This window comes from Polynucleobacter sp. UK-Mo-2m-Kol15 (genome assembly GCF_018881505.1).
GTDB lineage: Bacteria > Pseudomonadota > Gammaproteobacteria > Burkholderiales > Burkholderiaceae > Polynucleobacter.
On sequence record NZ_JACVQC010000001.1, the window covers coordinates 1,529,607 to 1,549,261 of the forward strand.

Annotated in this window: 18 protein-coding genes and 2 tRNA genes; 10 read left to right on the forward strand and 10 right to left on the reverse strand. The window is 43.1% G+C overall.

The genetic code is table 11. The features are described 5' to 3' along the window. Positions 1-137: 137 nt before the first annotated feature. A complete protein-coding gene (locus ICN43_RS07950) occupies positions 138-2,396 on the reverse strand; it encodes a S8 family peptidase (RefSeq protein WP_216198438.1) in 2,259 nt (752 codons plus the stop codon). Positions 2,397-2,520: 124 nt separating this feature from the next. Here ICN43_RS07950 and ICN43_RS07955 point away from each other — a divergent pair, with 124 nt between their 5' ends. Continuing rightward, entirely contained in the window at positions 2,521-2,949 is a 429-nt protein-coding gene (locus tag ICN43_RS07955; protein ID WP_216198440.1) for a hypothetical protein, read from the forward strand. 379 nt (positions 2,950-3,328) lie between these two features. Here ICN43_RS07955 and ICN43_RS07960 read toward each other — a convergent pair. Together ICN43_RS07960 and ICN43_RS07965 are read right to left on the reverse strand one after the other, a co-directional pair. Next, positions 3,329-3,405: transfer RNA gene (locus ICN43_RS07960), tRNA-Arg, on the reverse strand. A 36-nt stretch (positions 3,406-3,441) separates the two neighbouring features. After that, positions 3,442-3,518, reverse strand: a tRNA-Pro gene (locus ICN43_RS07965). Between the two features lie 60 nt (positions 3,519-3,578). Here ICN43_RS07965 and ICN43_RS07970 point away from each other — a divergent pair. Beyond that, the gene (locus ICN43_RS07970; protein WP_216198441.1) at positions 3,579-3,944 is read left to right on the forward strand and encodes a hypothetical protein; all 366 of its coding nucleotides are present in this window, start codon (positions 3,579-3,581) and stop codon (positions 3,942-3,944) included. 89 nt (positions 3,945-4,033) lie between these two features. Continuing rightward, entirely contained in the window at positions 4,034-6,115 is a 2,082-nt protein-coding gene (locus ICN43_RS07975; protein ID WP_216198443.1) for a TonB-dependent receptor, read from the forward strand. Here the strand turns inward: ICN43_RS07975 and ppk2 are convergent, their stop codons facing one another. Next, entirely contained in the window at positions 6,116-7,021 is a 906-nt protein-coding gene (ppk2, locus tag ICN43_RS07980) for a polyphosphate kinase 2 (RefSeq protein WP_216198445.1), read from the reverse strand. Positions 7,022-7,086: 65 nt separating this feature from the next. Further along, a complete protein-coding gene (locus ICN43_RS07985) occupies positions 7,087-7,863 on the reverse strand; it encodes a 1-acyl-sn-glycerol-3-phosphate acyltransferase (RefSeq protein WP_255533469.1) in 777 nt (258 codons plus the stop codon). Positions 7,864-7,948: 85 nt separating this feature from the next. On the opposite strand from ICN43_RS07985, the gene ICN43_RS07990 reads away from it, so the two are divergent. Genes ICN43_RS07990 through ICN43_RS08005 form a run of 4 tightly spaced genes read left to right on the forward strand, consistent with a single transcriptional unit; the run spans position 7,949 to position 11,179 of the window. Beyond that, entirely contained in the window at positions 7,949-8,758 is an 810-nt protein-coding gene (locus tag ICN43_RS07990; protein ID WP_216198447.1) for a UDP-2,3-diacylglucosamine diphosphatase, read from the forward strand. After that, positions 8,755-9,783 (forward strand): glycosyltransferase family 1 protein, encoded by a 1,029-nt coding sequence (locus tag ICN43_RS07995; protein WP_216198449.1) that lies wholly within the window; start codon positions 8,755-8,757, stop codon positions 9,781-9,783. Before ICN43_RS07990 ends, ICN43_RS07995 begins: the two co-directional genes overlap by 4 nt. Before the next feature lie 9 nt (positions 9,784-9,792). After that, the gene (locus ICN43_RS08000; protein WP_216198451.1) at positions 9,793-10,200 is read left to right on the forward strand and encodes a diacylglycerol kinase; all 408 of its coding nucleotides are present in this window, start codon (positions 9,793-9,795) and stop codon (positions 10,198-10,200) included. Between the two features lie 40 nt (positions 10,201-10,240). Beyond that, positions 10,241-11,179, forward strand: a complete 939-nt coding sequence (locus tag ICN43_RS08005) for a GNAT family N-acetyltransferase (RefSeq protein WP_255533470.1) — start codon at positions 10,241-10,243, stop codon at positions 11,177-11,179. On the opposite strand, the gene ppx is transcribed toward ICN43_RS08005, so the two are convergent. Together ppx and ICN43_RS11220 are read right to left on the reverse strand one after the other, a co-directional pair. Then, complete coding sequence (gene ppx, locus ICN43_RS08010; protein WP_255533471.1) at positions 11,180-12,739, reverse strand: exopolyphosphatase; 1,560 nt, start codon at positions 12,737-12,739, stop codon at positions 11,180-11,182. Positions 12,740-12,847: 108 nt separating this feature from the next. Next, entirely contained in the window at positions 12,848-13,060 is a 213-nt protein-coding gene (locus tag ICN43_RS11220) for a GDCCVxC domain-containing (seleno)protein (RefSeq protein ID WP_370623171.1), read from the reverse strand. A 162-nt stretch (positions 13,061-13,222) separates the two neighbouring features. Between ICN43_RS11220 and ICN43_RS08015 the strand changes: the two genes are divergently transcribed. Further along, positions 13,223-15,178 carry a PhoX family phosphatase gene (locus tag ICN43_RS08015; RefSeq protein ID WP_216198454.1) on the forward strand — a complete coding sequence of 652 codons (1,956 nt, stop codon included), beginning with the start codon at positions 13,223-13,225 and terminating at the stop codon, positions 15,176-15,178. Between the two features lie 70 nt (positions 15,179-15,248). Here ICN43_RS08015 and ICN43_RS08020 read toward each other — a convergent pair whose 3' ends face one another. The 3 genes from ICN43_RS08020 to ICN43_RS08030 are packed head-to-tail and all read right to left on the reverse strand — an operon-like array spanning position 15,249 to position 17,494. Next, positions 15,249-16,730 (reverse strand): DUF2252 domain-containing protein, encoded by a 1,482-nt coding sequence (locus ICN43_RS08020; RefSeq protein WP_216198457.1) that lies wholly within the window; start codon positions 16,728-16,730, stop codon positions 15,249-15,251. 60 nt (positions 16,731-16,790) lie between these two features. After that, the gene (locus ICN43_RS08025; RefSeq protein ID WP_216198460.1) at positions 16,791-17,297 is read right to left on the reverse strand and encodes an arsenate reductase ArsC; all 507 of its coding nucleotides are present in this window, start codon (positions 17,295-17,297) and stop codon (positions 16,791-16,793) included. 11 nt (positions 17,298-17,308) lie between these two features. Further along, positions 17,309-17,494 carry a hypothetical protein gene (locus tag ICN43_RS08030; RefSeq protein WP_216198463.1) on the reverse strand — a complete coding sequence of 62 codons (186 nt, stop codon included), beginning with the start codon at positions 17,492-17,494 and terminating at the stop codon, positions 17,309-17,311. A 169-nt stretch (positions 17,495-17,663) separates the two neighbouring features. Between ICN43_RS08030 and ICN43_RS08035 the strand changes: the two genes are divergently transcribed. Together ICN43_RS08035 and ICN43_RS08040 are read left to right on the forward strand one after the other, a co-directional pair. Further along, positions 17,664-18,503: a hypothetical protein gene (locus ICN43_RS08035; protein WP_216198466.1), complete on the forward strand. Its 840-nt coding sequence runs from the start codon at positions 17,664-17,666 to the stop codon at positions 18,501-18,503. Next, entirely contained in the window at positions 18,500-19,489 is a 990-nt protein-coding gene (locus tag ICN43_RS08040) for a hypothetical protein (protein WP_216198468.1), read from the forward strand. The genes ICN43_RS08035 and ICN43_RS08040 overlap by 4 nt, the downstream gene beginning before the upstream one ends. Positions 19,490-19,655: the final 166 nt, after the last annotated feature.

Genomic DNA, 19,655 nt, shown 5'->3' on the forward strand with positions numbered 1-19,655 from the left:
CTTAATAAAAAGTAATGCCGAGGATACATATATATTTTAAGGGTTTTTATCAATAGGTGAACTCTGTGATAACCCCCCATTAACAACCGCTCTCAGAAGTAGGATTACAAACCTCTGTTGCACTAATCTTGCCTAGATTACAGGCGATGCTCATAAAAAAATGCCGCCCCAGCACCATTAAGACCATAGGGCCTTTGCTCATACATCAAACCACCCTTAATGCGACTAACGGCATTTAGACGATGATGAACATCAAAATTTACTTGACTTGAATTTATAAAATTACTAAATCCTGATGAATAGTTTTGATATCCGATATTTCCACTTGAATCGATAGTTGAAGATAATTTTGTATTGAGTTGACCCGACATTGCTTGCTCTTGCTTAAAGCCAATACTCAAAGTAGTTTGTTTGCTTAAGAAGTGGTCTGCGCCAACCTTAAATACAGCATATTTACCGCTATCAAAAGAAGTTAAGCCTGTAGAGCTCGCATTAAAGCTCGCCATCTCAACTCCGGTTCTAAATTTCGTTGTACCGTTGAAAAGTGAGTGAGAATAAAAACTGCCCAATGAGGATGCTTGGGCATTGCTAAGTCCAAATACCCCACTTGCATTCAATCCTAGGGGTTGCGTAAATGAATTTGCTAAAGAATAAGTCAGTCCATACGCAAAATTTTCATGCTCACGCTGAGAAACAAAACTATACGAGGTTCGAGACCCCATCATCGATCTATTCTGGGTTAACTCATTAGCGTTATAGCCGCTTTGAGTATTTGGCATGCTCCCCATCATAGCTATCTTTGTTTTACCAAAATTAGTTGCGTATCCAAATCCATTTGTGTTGGTAGCTGAATCATTAAGATGCGGTAAGTAGTGAAGATTAAGCTGTTTGCTTAACGACTGATCAGATCTGATGCCGCTGGAAAAAGCAAAAGAATGGCCAAATTGATTTAAACCAACCGAAGAATGTAGGCCTTGAAGATGATTAAATTTAATCCCCTCCTCGTCACCAGTATTAACCGGCATAGGCTCAGACATGGTAGCCATATGCCTTACGGCAAAATCAGACTGAATCTTTGATTCCTGAACAAAGTTTGATGCAGACACCCAAAAGGGGGCTTTTTGATAGCTATCAACCAATAAAATCTTTGAGTTACGCATTGAGCTGGCCACAGAGCTTGGAAGCGTTATTTTTGAAATAGAAACCGATCCTGATGAGCCGCTGGTATGTGAGCCTGTTGGCAAAGAAAGGCCGCCAACTGGGTTTGATGCTGCCTCCAAGTCCATTAACCCTTGACCATAAATCGTAGAATCCGCCCAAATGCCTGTCTTATTTGCAGTGGTAAGCAACCTTGCTGCTATGTCTTGATAGGATAGATTTGGGAACATACTCTTTAAGCCTGCAATTGCTCCGCTCACTAATGGCGCAGCCATAGATGTCCCTGACATCTTTGTATAGCTCCCATTGTTATACATTGAATATAGGCCATTAGTGGCAGAGTTATCACCACCTCCGGGAGCAGCCAAACACCATGCTGCAGATACACCGCATCTATTTGAATAATTAGTTATAGTACCGCTAGAGTCAGTCGCTGCAACTGCAAGCCAACCTGCCTGCAGTCCTGAAATGCGGTAAGGCAATCCTGCTTGATAGCTAACTTGGGTAAATCCACTATTACCAGCAGCCCAAACTGCTACCCCACCATTTGCAACATAGGACTGATACCCCGCAATTGAATTAGGTATTGCTGCATTTAATTGGCTGGCAGTTACCGAGGTAATAGTAGTAGTAGAGCCCCATGAATTATTAATAATATAGGCACCGGCGTTATATGCCCTAGTTGCAGAGGCGCCAATCTGCGCATCGGTAGCAGTAATGGCACCAGTGGAGTCGCCAATCCTTAAATTAAGAATGCTCGCATTGTATGCAATTCCATGCATGCCGGATGAATTCATGGGTGCGGCAATTAGTCCTGCAACATGGGTTCCATGCCCATTGGGATCAGATGTTGAACCCGATATGTTTTGAACATAGTCATAGCTATTTGAATTAATAGAAATCTGAGAACCTGTTGAAGCTTCGGCTGAATTAATCCCAGTATCTGCAACTGCAACAATAATATTTACTCCAGTACCAGCAGTGGATTCAGATGGATTGCCTGCAGTACCTCCATTTTGGGCGTACCATCGATAATGACCGTTGTAATACATTGATGAGGCTTTAACCAAAGTTAACCCAGACTGAGCGCTATATTCTGAGGTTTCAAATGCAGAAGCGCTCGTATACAAAAGAGTTCGCGTTGATCCAGAAGAGCTAGATGATCCACCACCCCCACCACCGCCAGCACATGCGACCAAAACAAAAGGGAGTAAGAAGATAAATAACCTTTGACTCATCTGAATATCTCCATTTAAATTGGTACATATAAATTATTAAATTTATAGTTAATTTATAAACCAATTCTTGTAAAAACTTTGAAGTATTGTCTACAAATACTGGAATACCCTTAGGAATATTTGAATGATTCCATTTAAGCTGCTCTCTAAGATAATGCTGATTTTTATAAGCGCTATTTATTCTAGTCAATTTATATCTGCAGGAAGTCTAAGTGGCAATATTTCAATTGCTACATCAAGCTTGCCTTCTGAAATATCGCAACAATTTAGCCTAAAAAAGATCTCAAATAATCAGGATGTAAGCATATTGCCTGAAGAGTTTCGTAAACTTATTACGTCAATCAATGACAATGACTATTACTACGCTGTTAGCCCAACTAAAGGTTCTGGTGGATATATTTTTGAAGTTAATAGAACTCAAAATGTTTACGAAATTTGCTTAAGAACGCCAAAGCCGATGTCAGCGGTAACAATGGCCGTAACGACTCCAATTGCCTTAATTACGGTTCGCAAGGGAGAAGAACTAAATCCCATGATTGTTGAATGCAAATAATTTCCCATCCTATATCCGAATTTCACCTTATTTATTGATCGTTAGTAGCATCAAATCGTAGGTAATTAATAAATGCCCTCCATGCACAGCAATCCATTAGACAAATCCATTACATGTTTTGCAGAAATTTTCTGATACGACTACAAAACAATGAGGATGCATCCAGGGCAATGTTTGCCTATTTTGAGACCCTATGGGTTGGGTGGTAAGTGTTGTTGAAGTATCTATCTATTATTTATGACCCCATTACCTAGTATGCGTATTAAATGCAACCTCACTTGGTCAAAACAGGTGTATAAATTGAATCAAGTCGGCGTTATCGGATTTTGAGGTTTTCACCCGCTAGCCTTTGTTTTAGTTGCTTTTGGCTTTGTATTTTTGGCCTGCCCAGCACGATTCGAACGTGCGACCTACGCCTTAGAAGGGCGTTGCTCTATCCAGCTGAGCTATGGGCAGATGTATGCTGGGTATATCTAGAACAATAAGGGAAAGTGGTCGGAGTACAAGGATTCGAACCTTGGACCCCCTGCTCCCAAAGCAGGTGCGCTACCAGGCTGCGCTACACTCCGACGGAAGGGATATTCTACACTGAGATGGCCTGAGAGGGCAAATACTGTAAGATTCGGTACATGGAAGCCTTATTTTTAAGCAAAATCAGAAAACAGCTCAAGGGATTCATTGCCCTGAGTTTTCTGCTTGCATGTTTATTGGGTAACCATTGGATTGGGTTTGCTCACAGTATTTCCCACTCTGGAATACATCATCAACATGTTGAACAGATCTGTGAAGATCAAGAGCCTGCCCTTGGCCACAGCTCCGCCAGCTGCCATTTATTAGACTCACTGACACTTGCCGGCTTCGTTGCCTCAACATCCAAACTCCTCATTGCTAGCCACTTCATTCATGAGGTGCAGTTGTCATCTGATGACTTCTTACTAGCCAGAATTCATACTGGACTTTATCAGTCCAGAGCCCCACCTAGCCTCATTCTATAAATCGCCCGATACGCCAAACTTCATAGTTTGGTCTCTAGATTTATTGCGCCACTTACTCAGTGGAATGCAACAGGAATGAAGGAAATAATATGCATCAAATTCATCAGCCATTGGCTAAGCACAAACTAATCTACGTTTTAATTTCAGGATTAATCAGCACTGCAGCCTTTGCACAGTCTCAACCCTCTCTCGAAATTACTGCCACTGGAGCTCAAGAGGCAACACAAAGTATATTAACGCCGACCAAGGTTTTGCAAGGCGATGAGCTACTCAATAAATTAGGCTCAACTTTGGGTGCCACGCTCGCTAATGAGTTAGGGGTAAGCGCTACTGGCTATGGCGCCGGTTCATCGCGTCCAGTCATTCGAGGTCTTGAAGGTGCCCGTGTACAGATTTTGCAGAATGGTTTATCAGTGGGGGATGTTTCTAATATCTCTCAGGATCATGCTGTTGGAAATAATATGCAAAACGCCCATCAAGTAGAGATCTTACGCGGGGCTGCCGCCCTACTCTATGGCTCAGGCTCAAGTGGTGGACTTGTCAACGTTATAAACGATCGTATCTTAACTAACTTACCTGATAGACCTACCGGCGCTATCAATACTAGCTACGAGACTGTGAATAATGGCAGAGCTGCCGCCCTTGAAGTGGATGGCGCATTTGGTTCTGTAGCAGTCCACGTAGACACTGCTATTAATAATGCTAATAATTACCGGATTCCGGGTTATGCCAATCAGGGCGGACCGAATCAAGAGTGGTCAATTAATCCAGGAGAGCCGCAAAGCGTGCCCTATTCAGGAAAGCTACCAAATTCATTTAGCAATCAAAATAATTTAGGCGTTGGCGTTTCTTACATTGGTGAATCAGGTTATACCGGGATTTCTGTGGAGCGTCTTAATAATAATTACGGCATTCCAACGCCCGAAGGTGGATCAATTAACCAGTCGCAAAATCGCTATGATCTGCAACATCAAACTCGGGATCCATTTGCAGGGTTCTCTTCCTTTAAATTTAGTGCAGCCAATACGAATTACAACCACACAGAGTTTAATAACGTTGGCGAGGCTGCTTCCGTCTGGCAAAATATTGCCAATGAGGCTCGCTTTGAATTGGCCCACAACCCTATTGCTGGCTGGAAGGGTACTTTCGGAGCCCAGGTGTCCGCTGCTTCACTGAATGCCACTGAAGTTGGCTCAGGTAGCTATGCAATCGTGCCACCAACTAAAACCAATTCCAACGCTCTGTTTTGGATTGAGGAAGGAAAATGGAATTCACTGCAAGGTAACCTAGGTTTGCGCTACAACAATGTTGCGCAAAAACCCAATCTGGGTACTGAGTTGGTTACTGAGCCCATGAATACTGGCGGCGACACACCGGCTATTACTCTTCAAAATCGTAACTTTAATTTAATGTCCTATTCTGCTGGCGGTTTGTGGAACTTCATGCAGGGACATGGTGCGGGTATTGCTTATACTGTTTCCCAACGCGCGCCTAGCGCCCAGGAACTCTATTCATATGGAGCGCATGAATCAACCGCTACCTTTGATATTGGTAATCCCAATTTAAATAAAGAGACTTCACACAATCTGGAATTTAATATTCAAAAAGTGAGCGGTTTGATGCGGGGCAAGGCAAGCATCTACGCCAATCGCTTTAATAATTACATCTATGGCTACTACACCGGCCAATCAGTACCTGATGTAGAAAATTTCTCAGTAGTAGTTGCACAACAAGCAGCGGCAACTATTAAAGGCATTGAGGGTGAGCTGACTTATAACTGGCAACAACATGGTGTGGGTGGGCGCTTATTTGGAGATGCCTCACAAGGCACATTTGATGCGGGCGGTAATTTGCCACTCCAACCTGCTCCACGTTTAGGTGCTGAGATTGCGCATCAGAAAAATGGCTGGCTAACGAATGCCACCTATATTTATAGCTATCAGCAAAATCGATTAGCTAGCTGGGAGATTGGGCCTGCGCCAAGCTACAACCTTCTCAATGCTGGCATCTCTTATACGGAGAAAATTAAGGATGTAAATTGGACCCTTTACATGAACCTCAAGAATTTACTCAATGAGCAAATTCGGTATGCCACTACACCAATGGCAGTAAGACTGTTTGCACCACAACCCGGCAGAAGCCTGATGGTAGGCTTAAGAGGCACCTTCTAGCTAGTAAACCTCTGGGACATACATTTCACGGGGGACTGGGCCACGTAAATAATCTGGATTATGAACACGAGCCGGCAAGGTAATTACGGGATGGTCAATCTCTTTATAAGGGATTTGACTAAGCAAATGGGTGATGCAATTTAGACGCGCCTTTTTCTTATCGTTAGCTGCTACCACCCACCATGGTGCTTCTGGAATGTTCGTGCGCTCTAGCATAGTCTCTTTAGCTTTGGTGTAAGCCTCCCAGTGCCGGCGTGCATCAAGGTCCATTGGGCTTAACTTCCACTGCTTTAATGGATCATGAATACGCATCATGAAACGGTTGTATTGCTCATCATCGGAAATCGAAAACCAATATTTAATCAGAATAATTCCCGAGTTAATCATCATGCGCTCCAGATCTGGAACCGTACGCAAAAACTCTTCATACTCGGCGTCCGTACAAAACCCCATCACTCTTTCAACGCCAGCTCGGTTGTACCAGCTGCGATCAAACAGAACGATTTCTCCGCCTGCAGGTAACTGAGAAATATATCGCTGGAAATACCACTGAGATTTTTCACGCTCACTAGGAGCTGTCAATGCAACCACTTTACATACGCGAGGGTTGAGCCGTTGCGTAATCCGCTTAATAGCACCACCCTTACCAGCTGAATCACGACCCTCAAATAGCACTGCAACTTTTAACTTATTCTCTACAACCCAGTCTTGAAGCTTAACCAACTCTCCCTGAAGGCGGAAAAGCTCTTTAAAGTAGATATGACGAGGAATGACTGAACTGCTTCCTCCATCCTGAGTTAAGCGATCGTCATCCAGCTCCATTTCGAGCTCTTCATCCATGCTATCCAGAATCTCTTCTTGGGCTCGCTTGTACCACTCAGCCATTTCATTATGTTTTGACGTCATTTCATCCTCTGAAGTGTTGCTTTCTTTGTATCTTAAGGATATGACACTTTTATTACAAATGCTGATTAAAGGGTTTTAGCAATAGATTCTTGACAGGTATTAGCCAGTTTTTTTCGATCTAGATGTGAACTTGAACCCGGAAAACAGGGTGTAAGTATGGTGATTTTTGCGAGCAAGGATCGATCTTTAATGACCTTGGACATCGACTCTAGAAGACCCATATCACCTACAAAAGCAGGTGATTCACTCATAACCCCAGTAATTTTTGAAATATATTGAATGGCAATAGGGCAAACGGGGGTCTGAGCGACTATGGCTGATTCAAAAAGATTGGGCTTAAACGGTAAAACGGTTGAGCCATTAGTTGATGTGCCCTCTGGAAAAATACAGATAGATTGTGTTTTTAATACATCGGCCATATGGGCTACAACCAATCGAGCATGTCTTGCACTATCTCGCCTGATAAATACCGTACCAAGCTGTGTCGCCATCCAGCCAAATATAGGCCAAGAGGCCACCTCAGACTTCGCAACAAAGCGGATCGGCTTAAACGCATTGATAACATGAATATCTAGCCAAGAGATATGGTTAGAGGCAATCAAATGTGGGGTGCTACCGAGCAGCCTAGCATCCAGCACTTCAAGCTCAATATTAAATATACCCAGCAGCCGCTTTGACCACGCCTGAATTTTTTTATCTTTATTTTCTCGGTTAAGAAAAGGAATAATGAAAGATAAGGTACAGATACCGCACAATACATGCACCCAAATCTGGACCCATATCCAAATGCGCAAGACTTTTGGCGTCATCATTGACTGGGGTTTATCGGAAGAATTTTTCATAAGCAAATGTAAATATAAATCAAGTCATCAAATTGACTTAAAAGCGTCACATTGCTTACATATTAAATAGGCTAAATACCTACTCATGACGCATTACAGAGCTATCTGGATTTCAGATGTACACCTAGGAACATCAGGGTGTCAGGCAAACTACCTCCTCGATTTCTTGAAACACAACGAAGCAGATCAATTCTATTTAGTTGGTGACATTATCGATGGGTGGCGCCTTAAACAGTCTTTTTATTGGCCTCAAACTCATAATGACGTTGTTCAAAAGCTATTACGCAAGGCACGAAAAGGTTCTGAAGTTATTTATATTCCAGGCAATCATGACGAAGCTGCTCGGCAGTACTTTGGCATGTCCTTTGGAGATATCAAAGTTCAGGAAGAAGTCATTCATACAACCCTAGATGGGCGCAAGCTTTGGGTTACTCATGGTGATCTATTTGATGGCGTAATGCAATATGCCAAATGGCTGGCATACGTCGGAGATACTTTGTACTCCTTCATTTTGTATATCAATCGATATTTCAATATGTTGCGGGTCAAAATGGGCCTGCAATATTGGTCCCTCTCCCAATATCTCAAACATCAAGTGAAGAATGCAGTTAGTTACATCGCAGACTTTGAACACATTATGGCCAGAGAAGCGCGCTTACGTGGTTGTGATGGCGTCGTATGTGGGCATATTCATAAAGCTGAGATCCGAGAAATCGATGGCCTACTCTACTGCAATGATGGTGATTGGGTTGAAAGTTTGTCTGCATTAGTTGAGACATTAGAAGGAGAACTCAAGATTATTTACTGGACCAACATTAAAGGTGATCCAGTCCATGCTACCGAAATTACTCCCCAACCAGCAATTGAAGTACTGATTAAAGAGGCTACTGTATGAAAATTATGATCATCACCGATGCATGGGATCCACAAGTGAATGGCGTTGTGAGAACACTTAAGCAAACTCGCGCCGAGCTGATTGGTATGGGCCACGAGGTTGAAATGATTACACCCAATGGATTCAAATCTATTCCCTGCCCCACCTACCCTGATATTGCTCTATCCCTATTTCCTGGAAGAGAAGTTGCCCGCAGAATTAAAGCATTTGCACCGGATGCAATGCATATTGCTACAGAAGGTCCATTAGGTTTATCAGGGCGTGCCTATGCAGTCAAGAATAAACTCCCCTTCTCCACCGCTTACCATACACGCTTTCCAGAGTACGTAAAAGCACGTACCGGCATTCCACTAGCGATTACTTATGCGTTCATACGCTGGTTCCATGGTCCCTCCATGGCAGTGATGGCTCCCACAATTGTGGTTAAGGATGATTTAGAGAAATATGGCCTCAATAATGTAGTGCTCTGGTCTAGAGGCGTAGATTTGGATATCTTTAAAACGCAAGAATCAAAAGTGCTCAATAGCGCCCATCCAATCTTTTTATATGTTGGAAGAGTTGCAGTTGAAAAAAATATTAACGCTTTCTTGGAATTAGATCTCCCTGGATCTAAATGGGTGGTTGGAGATGGTCCAGCCATGGCCGGCATTAAAGAAAAGTACCCTAACATTAACTACCTAGGTGTTTTACAACAGCATGAATTAGCCAAGGTATATGCAGCAGCGGATGTTTTTGTTTTCCCGAGTAAAACAGATACATTTGGACTCGTATTACTTGAGGCAATGGCCTGTGGCACACCTGTAGCCGCTTATCCAGTTACTGGGCCAATCGATGTGCTAGGAAACTCCCCAGCAGGTGCCATGAACGAAGATTTACGCGTCGCTTGCTTGCAGGCCCTCAAAATTCCAAGAGAAGTAGCGCGAGCACATGCTGAAAAGTTCTCCTGGAGAGCCGCTTCAGAACAGTTTGCCAATCACCTCAAGCCAGTTCCATCGCCTGAAGTTCACGTAACCGCCCTCGCTTGAGATTGCATTTTGACAGCTCCTTACAACATTAATCAAAACCCTCACAAGGGAAACCGGGGGCTTACTAGAGCTTGGCACGCAGCAAAAAACTCTTGGTGTGGCATTGTTTATGCCTTCGAGGAAGAAAGTGCATTTAGACAAGAACTTGTATTACTGATCTTACTCACACCTGTAGCCCTATTCCTCCCCGTCAGCCCCATAGAAAAATGCGTGCTGATTGTCTCACTTATCATGGTCTTGGTCGTTGAGTTACTGAACTCTAGTGTTGAAGCAGCAATTGATCGAATTTCTTTCGATCACCATGATCTCTCTAAGAGAGCTAAGGATTTTGGATCGGCGGCAGTGATGCTGGCGCTTTTTGTTGCCGTGCTACTTTGGCTAACTATCTGCGCTCCTCTTGTCATCCATTGGCAATAGATCTCTCATAAGATAAAAGATACATACTTAAGGAAATAATATGTCTGATATTCCAAACCCATTAGGTGCATTTGACATCTTCAACTCACGCTTTGAAGGCAAGCCAAAGAAGCTTAAGAAAAGCAAAACAGAGGTTATCAAAAAACTCTTCTCTAAAAAAATTGCCAAGAAACTTTTTGGTAAGAAGTTTGCTACTCGAACTCGTACCGAGTTAAGCTTGCATGAGCCAGTTATTGTTGAAAAATCGATTTCTAAGCCAAAACGACCTGCTTTTCAAATTTCCTGGGCAAGCAATGCCAATGAGATAAAAGAGGCTCAGCGCTTACGCTACAAAGTCTTTGCTGAAGAGATGGGTGCAAATCTGCCATCAAATCCTGAGAACCTAGATATAGATGAGTTTGACGCCTATTGCGATCACTTACTCATTCGCGACCAAGAGTCGCTCAAGGTGGTCGGTACGTACCGTGTACTACCTCCACATAAGGCCCTAGAAATTGGTCGTTTATATTCTGATTCTGAATTTGATTTGTCGCGTTTAAATCATTTGCGCCCAAAAATGGTAGAGCTCGGCAGATCATGTGTTCATGCAGATTACCGCTCTGGCGCCGTCATCATGGCTTTATGGAGTGGTCTTGCCCAATACATGCAAAAACATGGTTATGAAATTATGCTGGGATGCGCAAGTATTCCTATGGCCGATGGCGGTCACTTCGCGGCCAGCCTCTACAACTCCCTAGGCAATGAGCAAATGGCGCCAGTAGAAAATCATGCATTCCCGCGCCTACCACTTCCTCTGGATCGCCTTAATGGCGGACTAGAGGTAGAACCACCCCCGTTAATTAAGGGCTACCTGAAATTGGGGGCAAAGATTTGTAGCGCTCCAGCCTGGGATCCAGACTTCAATACTGCAGATGTACTGACCATGTTGCGCCTGTCGGAGATTAATCCGCGCTACGCCAAGCACTTCTTAGGGCTTTAATTACTTCAAGCTAATGCTGTAAGGTCGGCCGATACGCTCCCACTCGGCCGCCTCTTTTTGCAAGCTAAATTCGGTCAGGGGATGTTCTTTTGCCCATTCTTTTGAAAGAGTGAGCATATGGGAGCCGTTGTGTTCAGATACTTTTACTTTGGGTAAATTACCATCACTACGACCACGACAAAGCACTTGGGCTAAACGTAGACAGAACAGCATACGCCAATCTGAAAAGCTGGCATTGTTTGCCAGCTTACCTAATTTTCCAGTGTGTCCGATCAATAAGGCAGCCAATCTCGCTTGATCATTTTTAGAGAAGCCCGGCATATCGGCATTTCCTGCAATATAGGCCGAATGCTTGTGATAGCCATTATGAGAGATCGACAGACCAATTTCATGTAAGTTAGCAGCCCACTGCAATAAGGCTATATTGTCTGCCCTGCTTTCAGAGTCTGGCTTAGGTAATTGGGTCAAAAATTCTGCTGCTAAGTTACCGACACGTTTAGCCTGCTCTCGATCTACCGCGTAGCGTTGCATGAACTGCTCAACCGTTACAAAACGCATATCATCATGCTGAGAGCGCCCTAATAAATCGTATAGAACGCCGATGCGCAATGCGGCATCAGTTACTTCCATACTCTCAATCCCAAGCTCATCAAAGACGGCAATCATGATCGCAAGTCCGCCAGGCCAGACTGAGCGTCTATCGTCCTTGAGGCCAATTAGCTCAACCTGACTAATGTGCTCATATTTCAGTAAATACCTCTTCATGGCCCTCAAACCATCGCGAGTGATCAAGCCACTAGAGCCATTAACTCTTCCCATAGTAAGGCTATCTGACTGCCCATTAAAGTTATTTTCTGCAATGAGTTCTGCTAAGGCACGAGCGGTTCCTGAAGAGCCGATCACCTGCTTCCAGCCTGCTTTTAAATAGGCCCCAGCAATTACTTGGATTTCTCGACGCGCCGCCAGCTCGGCCTCTTTAAAAGCATGAGAATCAATATTTCCCTTAGGAAAGAAGCGAAGACTATGAGAAACACAGCCAATATAAAGACTCTCCATGAGCTTAGGCTCATAGCCTTTACCAATAATAAATTCAGTAGAACCACCGCCAATATCGACTACGAGGCGGTTACCTTGAACGGCTGGAACCTCATGCGCAGCACCTATATAGATTAAGCGCGCCTCCTCTACTCCAGCAATGACTTCAATTGGAAAACCCAAAGCCTCTTCTGCATCACGAATAAAGCTAGAGGCATTTTTTGCGACTCGTAGGGTATTGGTAGCAACCGCACGAACTTTGGAAGACTCAAAGCCTCGGATGCGTTCGCCGAAGCGGCGTATCGCCGTAATACCACGCTGATAAGCATCATTACCGAGTAATTTGTTATCAGTTAAGCCCGCTGCAAGCCGAACAGACTCCCTTAGAGTATCAATAGGACGAAGCTGAGTACCAGATGGGGTACGTACAACTTGAGCGACCAACATCCGAAAGCTATTCGAACCTAAGTCAACTGCTGCAACTAGGTCTGTTGCATGTTTTACAGGGATGTCTTTTTGTGCCAAGATAATTCCAATAGATCCTATTTTCTATGAATATGTCTATTTTATGAAACTATCGTGACATATTCGTGAAAAGAATAACAGTCTACTAGCATCTGCACAGAAATCAGTCTATGCAGCCAAATTCTGCTCCGAACTAGAACAATCTAAACTCCCGAAACTACAAAAAATACAGCAGTCGCCTGACTTGGGCTTCAAAATAGAGCTGCAAGATGGGCAACGGTATAGGTGCTGAGAGGATCCACGAGGAATCTCTAGAATTTCGTGACCCTGACAGTTGGGACATGTAATTACAGAATGCTGATTTTGGGAAGAGTTATTCACCCCAGAACATTAAATTATAAATATTTCAGTATCAAGACAAATGAAATAGATGTATTGATCTAATCAATAATCAAACTGTCATATTTGAGCTAGACAATCATTTCATTCTTTATTAGTTTTGCTCCCCTCTTCCGCTAACAAAACAAATCCTAAAGAAAAATCATGTTGAAAATTTCAAAACCTACTGCACTACATCGCCGTTCATTTATCAAAATGGCTGTTGGAGCACCCATGCTCCCGCTGGGGTCTGCTGGTTTTACTGCGCTCTGTAATAGCCCCTCATTACTGGCTGCTGAAACAGCTTCAAATTTCAAATCTGCAGAATTTATCTCCATGGAAGCCCCCTCTTTAGCCAATCCAGAAGCGATGGCTGCCACTACAGTAGGATCAATGCTTGAAATCACTTCCCAGAATGGGAATAAAAAAACATACAAACTTGCTTATGAGCCATTCTTTATTACTGGAGACATGGTTCCAGATGGTAAGGGTGGAAAAATATTAGCCGGAGGATATGTAGACATCCAAAACCGACCAATTATGGATAACTCAGTATTGGGCAAAGAAAGGCAATTCTTTTCCGATTGCCCGGATGGCATGTCATTACTGAAACTTGAAAAGGCAAATATTAAGGGCGTCAAAGGAAATACCGTATTTGCAGTTGTTCAGTTTGAATATACAAATGCCAATCAGGGCAAACAAAAAATGTACGGGGTACTGCCCTCTCAAATTGCCGTGTTAACACTCAATCAGGATCGAGCTAACGGAAAACTCACCTTAGTAAAATATACTCCGGTAGATACCTCTAGCGCTCAAGGCCTATGGATCACCTGCGGTGCTAGCTTATCACCATGGAACACCCATTTATCCAGCGAAGAATATGAGCCAGATGCTCCATTTGCACATGAGAATGCCCGCTTCAAGGCTTTTAGTAAAAATCTCTATGGTAATGAAACTAGTGCGAATCCCTATAACTATGGCCACCTTCCCGAGGTCACAGTCAATCCCGACGGCACAGGAACGCTTGTAAAGCACTATTGCCTCGGCCGAATTTCACATGAGTTAGTCGAAGTGATGCCAGACAGAAGAACTGTTTTAATGGGTGATGACTATACGAATAGCGGTCTATTTCTATTCATTGCAGATAAAGAAGCCGACCTTTCCTCAGGCACACTTTATGTAGCAAAGCTTGGTCAGGGATTTTCGCTAGATCCTCAAGATGAAGGCACAAAATTATCTTGGATCAAACTCGGGCATGCCAGCAGTGATGAAATTAAAAAATTGGCAATGACTTTAAAACCCTCAGACATCATGACTGTTTTAAAGACTGACCCCAATGACGACACCTTCACCAAAATTTACTACGACGGTATAGCGAACTGGGTAAAGCTCAAACCCGGAATGGAAAAGGCGGCCGCATTTTTAGAAACTCATCGTTATGCCTATTTAATGGGTGGCAGCATGGGCTTTAGCAAGATGGAGGGCACTACCGCCAATCTCAAAGATAAAGTTGCCTATTTTGCCCTGCAAAACATACAAGACTCAATGATTAAAGGAGGCAAGGGCTGGAATGCCCAGGGTATGGTTGAGCTCGATAAGCCCTTAATTGCAGGCGCTGTCATGACAAGTAAGCTTGAGGGTAATCAACGCGATCAATCAGACAGCATTATCAAAAGCAATTGGGTTCCTAGCCAATTATCAGCGCTTCTAGTTGGCAAAGATATTGCACCGGACGAACTAGGTAATTTAGCGGATCCCAACACCATCTCCAATCCAGATAACTTAAAGTTTTCTGAAAAACTGAGAACTCTATTTATTGGTGAAGACAGCGGTACTCATATCAATAATTTTATTTGGGCTTATAACGTCGATACCAAGAAGCTCAGTAGAATTGCCTCCATGCCATCCGGTGCAGAGGCAACTGGTTTAAGTGTAGTTGATAACCTCAATGGCTGGACATATATCACTGCGAATTTTCAACATCCGGGTGATTGGATAGCAAAGTTACACGCAAAGGTCAAGCCCACCCTCGATCCCTTGATTCAAAAAAATTACAAGGATGGATTTGGTGCGGCAGTAGGTTACATCACTGCAATTCCGGCCGCTATAAAAGTGAGCTAATTTTGCTTATTTATGACTAGAGGCGCTTGAGCAAACCTTCATCATCTTAAATGCCGGTTTACTTTGAGACTTATTTTAGGGTTTGCTTTTTTGCCGCATGAATTTTTCCACTCTTGACTGCTTGGCAAAATATCTCGTAATCAGCCTGATTCTGTTTGGAGTAGGATTTAGCAAAACTGTACATTGCCTCATCGAACTCTCGCATCTCACCGCAATAACCAGAAATCATGGCAGCATCCCCTGAACGAGCATGGCCTAATGCCAGTGCCCAGCCAAAAAGCCTGCAGTAATCAGGAAAGTTCTTGAGTGATACGCCGTCGGGACCGACAACGACTCCACCCTTCATATCCCTTAGCTGGCGGAGATAAAAGTGCTGAGTAACATCAGTACGTTCCGTAATAGATCCTGAATTTAAGAAAATATCGGGCGCACCCTGAAGTAATCGCTGTCCAGAAACTACGCGATGACCCATATTGGGGTAGATAGACTTACCAAGATAGGGAGTCAATACCGACTCCTGCGCTTCTTTATATTGCAAAAAAAGTGGATCCTTTGGGTCATCTCCAACAAAATACAGCATCACACAAGTTGTCCCAACGCTACCTACGCCCACTACTTTTCTAGCGAAATCCTGTAATGTATAACGCTGAAATAAGGCCTGACGATCAGCCAGTAAAGTGAAACTGTAATTTAATAAGGCCTTATCAACTAGATGCGCCATTGACCTTCCATGTATTGACTTATCAAAGTGCTCAATCAGTGGTGGCCTATTAATGATCTTACGATTTTTACCTACCAATCTGGTGAGCTTTTCCAATATCTGAACGTTATTTTGCCCCTTAGTCTCTTTTAAATAGGCATCTAACTTTTTTTGATGAACGCTATTAAAGTGCTTACGAATTTCTTTCTCGCCAATGAATTGCTGTGCAAGCTCCAGATAAGGCATCTGTGCATACTTAGCCATACGCTTACGATACTCAGAGCTGATTCGATATACTAATTTTTTACTCAGGGCCGGAGAGCCGCCCAAGGTTTCGCAGGCAATCACAGCGCTTGCAACCAAACGCTTCATATCCCATTCCCAGCTTCCGGGAAGGGTTTCATCAAAATCATTAATTCCAAAGACTAGGCGATGCTCTGCTGTTCCGAATAAACCAAAATTTGAAACGTGCATATCACCACAAAGCTGAACAACGATCTTAGTGCTTGGCTGATTGGCTAAATCTTGAGCCATAATTGCGGCGCCACCACGATAAAAAGCAAATGGTGACTCCAACATGCGCTCATACCGGATGGGAATTAGCGATTTAATCCGCTGCCTAGCTTGCTTCTCAAGAATTTCAATCGGACCAATCCGATGCTTTGGAGGAGTGTAGATAGCTTGATCAGCAAAGCTCACAATCTTGCGTAAAGCCTTGCCATCTTTGAAGCGTCTCTGAAGGCTTAAACGCTTCCCATTATGTAACTCAACAGGCGTTAGAACAGAAAATTCGTCTAGGGGTGTTGGCCTAGCCTTTGCGCCTGATTTACGAATTCTGTGGGTAGCTGACATGTCTGGTCCAGTGTAAATAATGCGCTCATTATTACAGGACTCACAGAAATAGGCAGCTAACTACTGACCGAACTTAATACGATGGTGAATACTCTGCAAGTGCTCATTGAGCTCCAAGCGATCCAATTGGGTTAGCGGCAGATCCATCAGCAATTCAATCCGATTGCGTAAGCCGATCTCTACTTGCTTAAAGGCATGCATCATAGCCTCATCACCACTCTCTACTGCAGCTGGGTCCGGGAAACCCCAATGAGCTGTTGAAGGATGTCCTGGCCAGTATGGACATTCTTCCCCGGCGGCCGAATCACATAAGGTGATGATGAAATCCATTTTTGGGGCATCCTCACGACCAAACTGATCCCAACTTTTACTGCTCAGAAGCTCTAAGGGGTAGCCCATCGCTTTTACTATCTCTATCACCATGGGATGAATCTCACCGGTAGGCTTTGCTCCAGCTGAAAAACCAATCAATCGGCCATTACTTAAGGTGGTGGCGAGGGCCTCAGCAAGAATCGATCTCGCAGAATTGCCATTACAAAGAAACAGAATATTATGCGGTTTATTCATGGCTATTAATATCAAATAACTTCATCTAGCTGCAAAGCAAATTTATTATCGACAATAAAAGGGGTTGCCGTAGTTCGCAAGGACAATGGTTTACATACTGGGGATTGTTCATTTAGATCATTCTGAGCTAAATTCAGCCTGGACTCAGATTGACGAAAAATTTGAGATAAATTACTTTTCATTTCAATAGTCATCATGTTCAATCCCCTTCAAATCTAAATTGATAGAGCAATATGAATCATAGAAACTAAGTATTTCAGTTTGATTAAGGAAATATGACAAATACTCCACGCTGAATCCATTACCCCAATTTGTCACATTGATCGGATATGTTAGTCAATTTATATGAGATAAGTCATCCTGGAAATGCGCTTAACCGCCCTACTTTTCCTTCTTATCCCGATCATTAGTCATGCGTTTGAACCGCTCAATACTGATGATGCGGGAACCGTAGCAAAAGATAGAAATCAAATTGAGCAATATTTTTTTACAACCGCGTCACGTGGTGGCAGCACAGCCAATACGGTAGATATTATTACTCCCGGAGAGGAATATTTTGGTGGCGGCGTGGCTAAAGCATTTCCATTTACCTATACCCGAGGCATTACTGAAAATATAGAGGCCAGCATAGGTGCGACCTACTTTGCCAATCCAAGGGGAAGTTACTCACCCATATCGAACAAGGTCATTGCACTTAAATGGCGGTTTGCGGAAAGCAATCAAGACAAGTGGGCGCTGGCAATTAAGCCAAGCATAACATTGCCAGGAACACATCAGCAGCAAGTCTACGGACTGGATCTTGCACTACCTAACTTTGGCTTAAATATGATCGGGTCTAAGTACTGGGATGATGTGGAGCTACATTTAAATGGTTCTTTTATGAAGTCACCCTACAACACCAATTATCAAGTTGGAATGAACTCCATTGCTAACCGAACTAATATCCTATTCTTTTCTGCGGCACCAGTTTGGACAGTAGTTAAGGGTGTGAGGCTAGCTCTAGATATGGGCATCACGACCAATCCACCAAGCAACGAGCAATACTTAACAAGTTACGCCTTATTGGCAAGCATCTTCTCTGTAAACGATAGTTTAGATATTGGCCTATCTTATATGCGAAGTGCAGCTAACATGGGCATTGTTATTTCCAATGCTGGGGCGAATTCATCTCGCTCTGAAATTGGGTTTACCTGGAGGTTTCAATGATGTTCATAAACAAACTATCGCATATCATCAAGCTTTGTCTTATTGCCCTATCCTTCATATTCATTGGAAACGCTCAGGCTGAGGCATTTAAGTTCGTTGCATTGGGAGATATGCCGTACTCCCAACCAGCAGACTTTCTAAGATTTGAGCGTCTCATCAAGGTCATTAATTCTAAAAAAAATGCGTTCTCCATATTCGTTGGTGATACGAAATCTGGTAGCACCCCATGTAGCAATGAACATGTTCATAAAATGACGAGCTATTTCAACTCGTTTAAATCCCCCTTGATCTACAGCATTGGTGATAACGAGTGGACTGACTGCCACCGAATTTTGGCAGGAGCATATAACCCCCTAGAGCGTCTAGAACATATCCGCACTTTACAATTTAACTCTAGCAATAGCTTTGGAAGGTCAAAGTTAAAACTGCAACGGCAAGCAGATGTAATGCCAATTTTCCGCACCTATGTAGAGAATTCTCTATGGACTAGAGATAACTTCTTATTTGTGAATTTGCATATTCCGGGGTCCAACAATAACCTTGGTCGAGATGAAGAGTCCAATAAAGAATATGCATTACGTAATGAAGCAAATTTAGCCTGGATCAATTATGCTTTTGATCTGGCCAAAGAAAAAGCTTATGCAGGGATTATTTTCGCATTTCAAGCGGATATTTTTTACTCCGATGAAACAGCGAATGGCAGTAACAGCGGCTATCGTGAGACTGTCTCTACTTTTCGAGATCGCTCTGAAAATTTAACAATCCCTATTCTCTTGATACATGGCGACAGCCACAAATTAAAGATCGATAACCCTCTACTTAGTAGTAAGAAGAAAACATTAGAAAATGTCTATAGACTAGAAGTGATGGGTGCAGATCTAGTGCAAGCGGTCGAGGTGCAGGTAAATTCAAAAGAATCTAGCCCATTTAGTTTTCGCCCTATCTTGATTCCCTTGAATGTCTTGGGTATCGAAAATAAGAAATAAGATTTCAATGGGCCTTTAATTCCCTAGCTTCCAAGACGATGTCTTAGAGAGCGATTCAAATAGGATATTCTTATTTCACGCCACATTAGTAATAATTTGAAGATTGTTTTTTTCATAACAGTAGATTCCTTGATAGTTTTGAAAAGTTTATTAAAAAGAATGCTCT

Excerpts from the sequence above, each read along its gene's own strand:
- ICN43_RS07950 (WP_216198438.1), bottom strand. The coding sequence starts at position 2,396 with ATGAGTCAAAGGTTATTTATCTTCTTACTCCCTTTTGTTTTGGTCGCA.
- ICN43_RS07955 (WP_216198440.1), top strand. The coding sequence starts at position 2,521 with ATGATTCCATTTAAGCTGCTCTCTAAGATAATGCTGATTTTTATAAGC.
- ICN43_RS07970 (WP_216198441.1), top strand. The coding sequence starts at position 3,579 with ATGGAAGCCTTATTTTTAAGCAAAATCAGAAAACAGCTCAAGGGATTC.
- ICN43_RS07975 (WP_216198443.1), top strand. The coding sequence starts at position 4,034 with ATGCATCAAATTCATCAGCCATTGGCTAAGCACAAACTAATCTACGTT.
- ppk2 (WP_216198445.1), bottom strand. The coding sequence starts at position 7,021 with ATGACGTCAAAACATAATGAAATGGCTGAGTGGTACAAGCGAGCCCAA.
- ICN43_RS07985 (WP_255533469.1), bottom strand. The coding sequence starts at position 7,863 with ATGAAAAATTCTTCCGATAAACCCCAGTCAATGATGACGCCAAAAGTC.
- ICN43_RS07990 (WP_216198447.1), top strand. The coding sequence starts at position 7,949 with ATGACGCATTACAGAGCTATCTGGATTTCAGATGTACACCTAGGAACA.
- ICN43_RS07995 (WP_216198449.1), top strand. The coding sequence starts at position 8,755 with ATGAAAATTATGATCATCACCGATGCATGGGATCCACAAGTGAATGGC.
- ICN43_RS08005 (WP_255533470.1), top strand. The coding sequence starts at position 10,241 with ATGTCTGATATTCCAAACCCATTAGGTGCATTTGACATCTTCAACTCA.
- ICN43_RS08015 (WP_216198454.1), top strand. The coding sequence starts at position 13,223 with ATGTTGAAAATTTCAAAACCTACTGCACTACATCGCCGTTCATTTATC.
- ICN43_RS08020 (WP_216198457.1), bottom strand. The coding sequence starts at position 16,730 with ATGTCAGCTACCCACAGAATTCGTAAATCAGGCGCAAAGGCTAGGCCA.
- ICN43_RS08025 (WP_216198460.1), bottom strand. The coding sequence starts at position 17,297 with ATGAATAAACCGCATAATATTCTGTTTCTTTGTAATGGCAATTCTGCG.
- ICN43_RS08030 (WP_216198463.1), bottom strand. The coding sequence starts at position 17,494 with ATGATGACTATTGAAATGAAAAGTAATTTATCTCAAATTTTTCGTCAA.
- ICN43_RS08035 (WP_216198466.1), top strand. The coding sequence starts at position 17,664 with ATGCGCTTAACCGCCCTACTTTTCCTTCTTATCCCGATCATTAGTCAT.
- ICN43_RS08040 (WP_216198468.1), top strand. The coding sequence starts at position 18,500 with ATGATGTTCATAAACAAACTATCGCATATCATCAAGCTTTGTCTTATT.